5 protein-coding genes, 1 tRNA gene, 2 rRNA genes and 1 pseudogene (1 of these 9 running past the window's edge) are annotated in these 7,004 nt (G+C 61.9%); 3 read left to right on the plus strand and 6 right to left on the minus strand.

Annotated features, from left to right (window positions below; genetic code table 11):
• Nucleotide 1: 1 nt before the first annotated feature.
• Nucleotides 2-547, plus strand: a complete 546-nt coding sequence (locus BOS5A_RS01355; RefSeq protein ID WP_151953417.1) for a (2Fe-2S)-binding protein — start codon at nucleotides 2-4, stop codon at nucleotides 545-547.
• 96 nt (nucleotides 548-643) lie between these two features.
• On the opposite strand, the gene BOS5A_RS01360 is transcribed toward BOS5A_RS01355, so the two are convergent.
• Nucleotides 644-1,750: a fatty acid desaturase family protein gene (locus tag BOS5A_RS01360; protein ID WP_234419145.1), complete on the minus strand. Its 1,107-nt coding sequence runs from the start codon at nucleotides 1,748-1,750 to the stop codon at nucleotides 644-646.
• A 133-nt stretch (nucleotides 1,751-1,883) separates the two neighbouring features.
• Between BOS5A_RS01360 and BOS5A_RS01365 the strand changes: the two genes are divergently transcribed.
• On the plus strand, nucleotides 1,884-3,032 hold the full coding sequence (locus tag BOS5A_RS01365) for an N-acetyltransferase (RefSeq protein WP_151953418.1): 1,149 nt from the start codon (nucleotides 1,884-1,886) through the stop codon (nucleotides 3,030-3,032).
• Between the two features lie 36 nt (nucleotides 3,033-3,068).
• On the opposite strand, the gene BOS5A_RS01370 is transcribed toward BOS5A_RS01365, so the two are convergent.
• Both BOS5A_RS01370 and BOS5A_RS16060 read right to left on the minus strand, forming a co-directional pair.
• Nucleotides 3,069-3,389: a hypothetical protein gene (locus BOS5A_RS01370; RefSeq protein WP_151953419.1), complete on the minus strand. Its 321-nt coding sequence runs from the start codon at nucleotides 3,387-3,389 to the stop codon at nucleotides 3,069-3,071.
• Between the two features lie 159 nt (nucleotides 3,390-3,548).
• Nucleotides 3,549-3,950, minus strand: coding sequence for a transporter (locus BOS5A_RS16060; protein WP_234419146.1), 402 nt, complete (start codon nucleotides 3,948-3,950; stop codon nucleotides 3,549-3,551).
• On the opposite strand from BOS5A_RS16060, the pseudogene BOS5A_RS16275 reads away from it, so the two are divergent.
• Nucleotides 3,871-4,247 (plus strand): annotated as a pseudogene (locus BOS5A_RS16275) (integrase core domain-containing protein); the annotation flags it as partial. The gene BOS5A_RS16060 and the pseudogene BOS5A_RS16275 sit on opposite strands and share 80 nt — an antisense overlap.
• 160 nt (nucleotides 4,248-4,407) lie before the next feature.
• On the opposite strand, the gene BOS5A_RS01380 reads toward BOS5A_RS16275, so the two are convergent.
• From BOS5A_RS01380 to BOS5A_RS01390, 3 genes are all read right to left on the minus strand, one after another.
• A tRNA-Met gene (locus BOS5A_RS01380) sits at nucleotides 4,408-4,484 on the minus strand.
• A 128-nt stretch (nucleotides 4,485-4,612) separates the two neighbouring features.
• Nucleotides 4,613-4,727: ribosomal RNA gene (gene rrf / locus BOS5A_RS01385) — 5S ribosomal RNA — on the minus strand.
• A 304-nt stretch (nucleotides 4,728-5,031) separates the two neighbouring features.
• Nucleotides 5,032-7,004: ribosomal RNA gene (locus tag BOS5A_RS01390) — 23S ribosomal RNA — on the minus strand (it continues 810 nt past the right edge of the window).

Below are 7,004 nucleotides of genomic sequence, written 5' to 3' on the forward strand. Positions count from 1 at the left end.
CGTGACCCGCCTCACCGTCAACAATCAGGCGATCGAGTATCGTCTGGACCCGGCCACGCCGCTGCTATGGGCACTGCGCGACGCGTCGAATCTGACGGGCACCAAATATGGCTGCGGCACGGGGCATTGCGGCGCGTGCACCGTAGATGTCGACGGGCACGCGGTCCGATCGTGCCGGATGACGATCGCCGAGGCCGAAGGCGCGTTCGTGACGACGATCGAGGGGCTGTCGCGGGAGCGCACCCACCCCGTACAGCTCGCCTTTCTCGCCGAAAACGTCGTCCAGTGCGGCTATTGCGTCCCGGGGATGGTCATGGCGGCGGCAGCGCTCCTCAAGGCGAACAGCGACCCGAGCGAAGAGGTGATCCGCGCGAGCATCACGAATCTTTGCCGCTGCGGCATCTATCCGCGCCTCGTCGAGGCGATCCAGCGCGCGGGCCGTGCGATGCGGGGGATGGAGACGATCGCCGCCGGCGCGCGCCCGGGCATCGACCCGGCCGACGCGGCGCGTGCGGTGCCTGCTTTGAGCGTTGGCCCTTCAAAGTAACACGTCACCCCAGCGAAGGCTGGGGTCCATGTCTATCGCAAATGGCACACCGACCAGACATTGGCCCCAGCCTTCGCTGGGGCAACACGCGGGCAGCTAGCGCGCCACCATTGTGCTGCGCGCGATCTTCCACACCAGCCCCGGCATGCCCTTGTAGCTTGCCTGGTGATAGGGAGAGTCCGCCGCCAGCACATTGGAGATACGCCGATGCGCCTCGCCAAGCGAATGGTACGGCACGCCGGGCAGCAGGTGATGCAGCGCGTGATAGCGTAGCCCGACCGGGGCCCACAGCATCGGCAGCGTCGCCGGCGGCGGCACGTTGACGGTATCGAGATACTGCGCGGTCACGCTCATCGCCTCGCCCTCATTCTCCCACAGATGCGCGACGAGCGTGCGCAGCTGGTTGACCACCGCGACAGCCGACGCGACGCCGAGGAAGATCAGGAAGGCACGCAGCGGGAGCGTTCCGGTCGCGACGAGCACCACCAGCGTGATCGCCCACAGGCTCGTCACCGTCTCGATCCGGTTCCACTGGGTGCGAAAGGCGCCTTCCGGCATCCGCCTGCGGAACGACGGATTGATCGCGAGCGCCGAAAAGCGCTCGACCACGACCTTGCGAAACCCCGGAATGACAACCGAGAGCGGCGACAGGATCGCATAGCGGATCAGCAGCCCGACCGGCGCCAGCGCGGCGATGACGATGAACAGCGGCAGCGTCCAAGGCTTCATCAGCGCGAGCGGCAGATATTCGGGGTCGTCCGACGTGCCATACCGCGTCTTGGCGTGGTGCAGATTGTGCACGCCTTCATACATGAAGGACGGCGTCAGCATCGGCACCCCGATCAGCGCATTATAGCCCAGCCGGAAATGCGGCAGCGACGCGTGCTTCACATGGGTCAGCTCGTGAATGAAGCTGATCCCGCGATAGAGCGCGAGCATCGACACGACGCCAGCCAGGATCGTGACGAACACCGACGATGCCGTGATCGCAAGCACAAGCGCGCCCCATCCGACGACCGCCGACGCGACCAGATCGCCCCAATAGATGGCTTGCGAAGGCGCATGCAGATCGCGCGTCGCCTCGGCCGCCGCGCGCAGCATCGCCTTGTCGTCGGCGACGCGGTGCGTCGGCACCTTGGTCGGCGCAGCGCTCGCGGTGCCCGCGCGGTCTAGGGTCAGGCTCTGGTCCATGGCGTGAGGCATTACCGACAGATAGTGGCGATTGCGTGGCTTTTAAGGGTCGACAGGCAGCGTCCGGGTGACGGAAACGTCACTCGCCATGATCGACGGGGTCGGTTAGGAAGCGCGCGCAGAATTGGGGGGATAGAGCCAGGACATGACCGTGACGATCCGGCCCGTGACGACCAGCAAGGACCGCAAGGTCTTCATCGATTTTCCTTTCCGCCTCTATGCCGACGATCCCAACTGGGTTCCGCCGCTCAAAGGCGAGGCGCTTGGCCTCATCACCCCGGAAAAGAATGGCTGGTACAGCCACGCCAAGGCACAGCTTTTCCTCGCCGAAGATGCGGGGCGCGTCGTCGGCCGGATCTCCGCCCATATCGACACGCTCGCGCTGGACATGCCCGCCGGACAGGGTTTCGGCCCCGGCACCGGCTTCTGGGGGTTGATGGATGCCGAGCGCGAGGATGTGTTCACGGCGCTCCTCGCCGCAGCGGAGGGCTGGCTGCGCAACGAGGGCATGACCCGCGCGCTCGGCCCCGTGTCTCAGTCGATCTGGGAAGAGCCGGGGCTGCTGACCCAGGGCTTCGATCATCCGCCGACGATCATGATGGGCCACGCCCGCCCCGAATATCAGGGCTGGATCGAGCGCGCCGGCTATGCCGCGGTCAAGCAGCTGCTCACCTACGAGCTCGACATCACCCAGGAATTTCCGCCGATCGTCAAACGGATCATCCAGTCGGGCGAGAAGAACCCGCGGATCCGCATCCGTGAGGTCGACAAGTCCAAGTTCGATTCCGAAGCGGCGATCATTCTTGGGATCCTGAACGATGCCTGGTCGGAAAATTGGGGCTTCGTCCCCCTCACCCCGCCCGAGATCAAGGATGTCGGCGTTAAGCTGAAGCCGATCGTCTTCAACGACCTGATCCGCATCGCGGAGGTGGACGGCAAGCCCGTCGCGTTCATGATTACCCTTCCCGACCTCAACGAGCCGATCAAGCCGCTGAACGGATCGCTGCTGCCCTTCGGCTGGGCGAAGCTGCTGCTGTGGCTGCGCGCACCGAAGGTAAAGACCATGCGCGTGCCGCTGATGGGCGTCGTCAAGGAACTCCAATCTTCGCGGATGGCAAGCCAGCTGGCCTTCATGATGATCGAATATATCCGCCGCGCGTCGGTCACCCGCTACGGGGCGACGCGCGGCGAGATCGGCTGGATCCTCGACGACAACCAGGGCATGCGCTCGATCGCCGAGACGATCCAGAGCCGGGTAAACAAGGTTTATACGGTCTACGAAAAGGCGCTGTAACCGGCGCCGCCCGGACGAGCGGCGCCGTTCAGAGGCTTAAACCTGCGGTTCGATACCCAGACGGTGCCAATCGGCGCGCGTCCGGCACACGCGGCGCACCGCCGCCGGGTTCGACCACCGATCGTCGATACAATAATGTTGCTTGCCGACGCGGCGCTGTTCCGGGGCCGCGAGCGCCCGCGTGAGCAACCGTTCACGTTCGTCCGCGGGTTGCGGGCCGCTTACCCATTGATCGAGGTCCGCTCGGGTCATTCCTGCGGCCTTTGAAACGGCGGGGCGGGCCTCCGCGGTTGCAGCGACCAACAGCCCCGCCATCGTCAGTGCGACGGTCGCGGGATAGTTGAAAATCCTAGCCATGACATTTCCTCCTCGGCGGCCGAGAGGGCCACGAGGTGTCTTGGTGCATTACTCATGCCAAACACCTGTGCTTCGTGTTTTCAATGACTTGGCGCAGCAGACGCTCGCGGTTTAGTGCAACTATTGGGAATGGGCGCCGAATGCTGGCGAACCTCGCGGTCAGAAGCGGCGGGCGAACCCGGCGGCGATCTCCACGTCGGGCGTGTCGCGGTTCAGCCCGCCCGCGCCGAAGAGATCGAACTGCAGATCGTCGCTGGCGCTGTAGGCGACCGAAAGCGCGGCGAGCGCCTGGGTGCTTGCACCTTGCGGATCGTCGTCGCGAAGGACCTGCACTTCCCCGGTGAGCGTCACCGGTTCGGCGATCTTCCATCCGATTCCCGCCGCGCTGCCATAAGCCGCGTGCCGCCCCCGGCGGTCCGTATCGACCGCGGCGTCCAGCTCGGGCGTCGCTTCAAACTGAACCGCGTCCGACAGCGAATAGGTCACCGGCAGGAGGACCCCCGCGCCCCAATCCATCGCCGAGCGCCGCGGCCTGCCGTGCATGGTGGTGGTCGACGACAATGGCACCGGGCTGACCAGCCATGCCGTCCTCGCCTAGTGCCAGGACACCGGGGGCGAGCGGCACTCCATCGCGCCGGGCAAGGCGCTCCTGAGCTTGTCGAAGGCCCGCAGCAGAATGGCTTTGTCGAGAGCTTCGATGGTCGCCTGCGCGGCGAGTGCCTGAACGAGCATCTCTTCCACTCGCTGGCTGCGGCGAGGCGGATCATTGAGGCATGGCGGACCGACTACGACACCGTGCATCAGCACAGCAGCCTTGGCGGCATGGCGCCCGCCGAGTTCACCAACCGCCCTCGTCAAGGGCATGAGAACACCGAAACTAACTATCAGCGGCCTGAAAACGGGGAGATCGCGGGGCGGGAGTGGTCGCAACGTCTGGTGTTGCTGTTCGCATGTGCGAGGGAGCGAGGACGGGCTTTCGAAGATTGTTCTTGTGGGGTTTGTTTTGGATTGTCGGTGGTGGTTGCGGGGACAGGATTTGAACCTGTGACCTTCAGGTTATGAGCCTGACGAGCTACCGGGCTGCTCCACCCCGCGTCACCGGACGCGTCTTTTGATGGACGCGGTGGCCTTCCGCCAAGGGCGGAGGCGTTGCCCTTTTGGGGCGAGGGGTGTGAATGGGTTCTGGTTCGACCTTTTGTCTTTGGCGCTTCACCGGCTGCAATGCCTGGCGACGACCTACTCTTCCACTGCTTGGGCAGTAGTACCATTGGCGCAGTCGGGTTTCACGGCCGAGTTCGGGATGGGATCGGGTGGGACACCGACGCTATGGCCACCAGGCAATGAAGCGGGTGAAGCGCGTTGGGACATGGGGTCTGGGCCCGTCACGGGTGTGTGACGGGTCTTTGAAAAATCGATGCGTGCACGCTTTTGTTGCCAGCAACCCGAAAACACCGGGCGCTGGTGCGTTGCCAGCATCCCGGAACACCGGGCGCTGGTGTGCCAGCATTGCGACGGATGCAATGCTGCTAATCTGGCGTCGAGCTGATCATCCGACCTCGCTGACGTGTCTGGTTTCCGGTTTATCCATCGAAGTCGATACTTCGATGGAGCCTGGCCCAGTATTGTCATTGATGGTGGAACTCTCAAGCGCGAATAGGACAATTAGTATCGGTTAGCTCCATGCGTTACCGCACTTCTACATCCGATCTATCAAGGTCGTGGTCTTCGACCGTCCTGTGAAATCTTATCTCGAGGGAGGCTTCCCGCTTAGATGCTTTCAGCGGTTATCCCGTCCATACATAGCTACCCTGCTGCGCCGTTGGCACGACGACAGGTACACCAGAGGTATGTTCAACCCGGTCCTCTCGTACTAGGGTCAACTCCTCTCAAATTTCGACGCCCACGGCAGATAGGGACCAAACTGTCTCGCGACGTTCTGAACCCAGCTCACGTACCACTTTAATTGGCGAACAGCCAAACCCTTGGGACCTGCTCCAGCCCCAGGATGTGATGAGCCGACATCGAGGTGCCAAACAACCCCGTCGATATGAGCTCTTGGGGGTTATCAGCCTGTTATCCCCGGCGTACCTTTTATCCGTTGAGCGATGGCCCTTCCACGAGGGACCACCGGATCACTATGACCGACTTTCGTCTCTGCTCGACTTGTCAGTCTCGCAGTCAGGCGGGCTTATGCCATTGCACTCTAACAGACGGTTTCCAACCGTCCTGAGCCCACCATTGCGCGCCTCCGTTACTCTTTAGGAGGCGACCGCCCCAGTCAAACTACCCGCCACAGAGGGTCCCTGATCCCGCTTCAGGGATCGAGGTTAGACATCAGAAAACAACAGGGTGGTATTTCACCTATGGCTCCACGCCGGCTGGCGCCAACGCTTCAAAGCCTCCCACCTATGCTACACAGTTCTTTCCTAATGCCACTCTGAAGCTGCAGTAAAGGTGCACGGGGTCTTTCCGTCTAACCGCGGGTACTCCGCATCTTCACGGAGAATTCAATTTCGCTGAGCATGTCCTGGAGACAGTGGGGAAGTCGTTACGCCATTCGTGCAGGTCGGAACTTACCCGACAAGGAATTTCGCTACCTTAGGACCGTTATAGTTACGGCCGCCGTTTACCTGGGCTTCATTTCAGAGCTTGCACTCCTCCACTTAACCTTCAGGCACCGGGCAGGCGTCAGGCCCTATACGTCGTCTTGAAGCCGACTTAGCAGAGCCCTGTGTTTTTGCTAAACAGTCGCTACCCCCTGGCCTGTGCCCCCTCATCCTGCTTGCGCAAGGTGAGGGCCTCCTTCTTCCGAAGGTACGGAGGCAATTTGCCGAGTTCCTTCAGGACACTTCTCTCAAGCGCCTTGGTATACTCTACCTGACCACCTGTGTCGGTTTCGGGTACGGTCTATACGGTGGGGCTATTTCCTGGAACACTTTCGAAGCCAGCTCAATCCGATAAGAGCTGACAACACACAGCATCCGTCACACACCACCAGGCCCACGAATATTAACGTGGTTCCCATCGACTACCCCCTTCGGGCTCGTCTTAGGGGCCGGCTCACCCTGCGCGGATTAGCCTTGCGCAGGAACCCTTGGTCTTTCGGCGAGAGGGCATCTCACCCTCTTTATCGCTACTCATGTCTGCATTCGCACTTCCGATACCTCCACGACCCATTACCAGATCGCTTCACAGGCTTACGGAACGCTCCGCTACCGCGTGATCAAAGATCACACCCAAAGCTTCGGTGCACGTCTTGAGCCCCGTTACATCTTCGCCGCAGGAACCCTTGCTTAGACCAGTGAGCTGTTACGCTTTCTTTAAAGGATGGCTGCTTCTAAGCCAACCTCCTGGTTGTTTTGGGATTCCCACATGCTTTCCCACTTAGACGTGACTTGGGGACCTTAGCTGTTGGTCAGGGCTGTTTCCCTTTTGACGACGGACCTTAGCACCCGCCGTCTGTCTCCCGAGCATCACTCGTTGGTATTCGGAGTTTGGTTAGAGTTGGTAGATCTCGCGACCCCCGCATCCATCCAGTGCTCTACCCCCAACGGTGTCAATCTCGAGGCACTACCTCAATAGTTTTCGCGGAGAACCAGCTATTTCCCGGCTTGA

The organism is Sphingomonas sp. EC-HK361, from assembly GCF_902498785.1.
Lineage (GTDB): Bacteria > Pseudomonadota > Alphaproteobacteria > Sphingomonadales > Sphingomonadaceae > Sphingomonas.

Excerpts from the sequence above, each read along its gene's own strand:
- BOS5A_RS01370 (WP_151953419.1), bottom strand. The coding sequence starts at position 3,389 with ATGGCTAGGATTTTCAACTATCCCGCGACCGTCGCACTGACGATGGCG.
- BOS5A_RS01360 (WP_234419145.1), bottom strand. The coding sequence starts at position 1,750 with ATGCCTCACGCCATGGACCAGAGCCTGACCCTAGACCGCGCGGGCACC.
- BOS5A_RS01365 (WP_151953418.1), top strand. The coding sequence starts at position 1,884 with ATGACCGTGACGATCCGGCCCGTGACGACCAGCAAGGACCGCAAGGTC.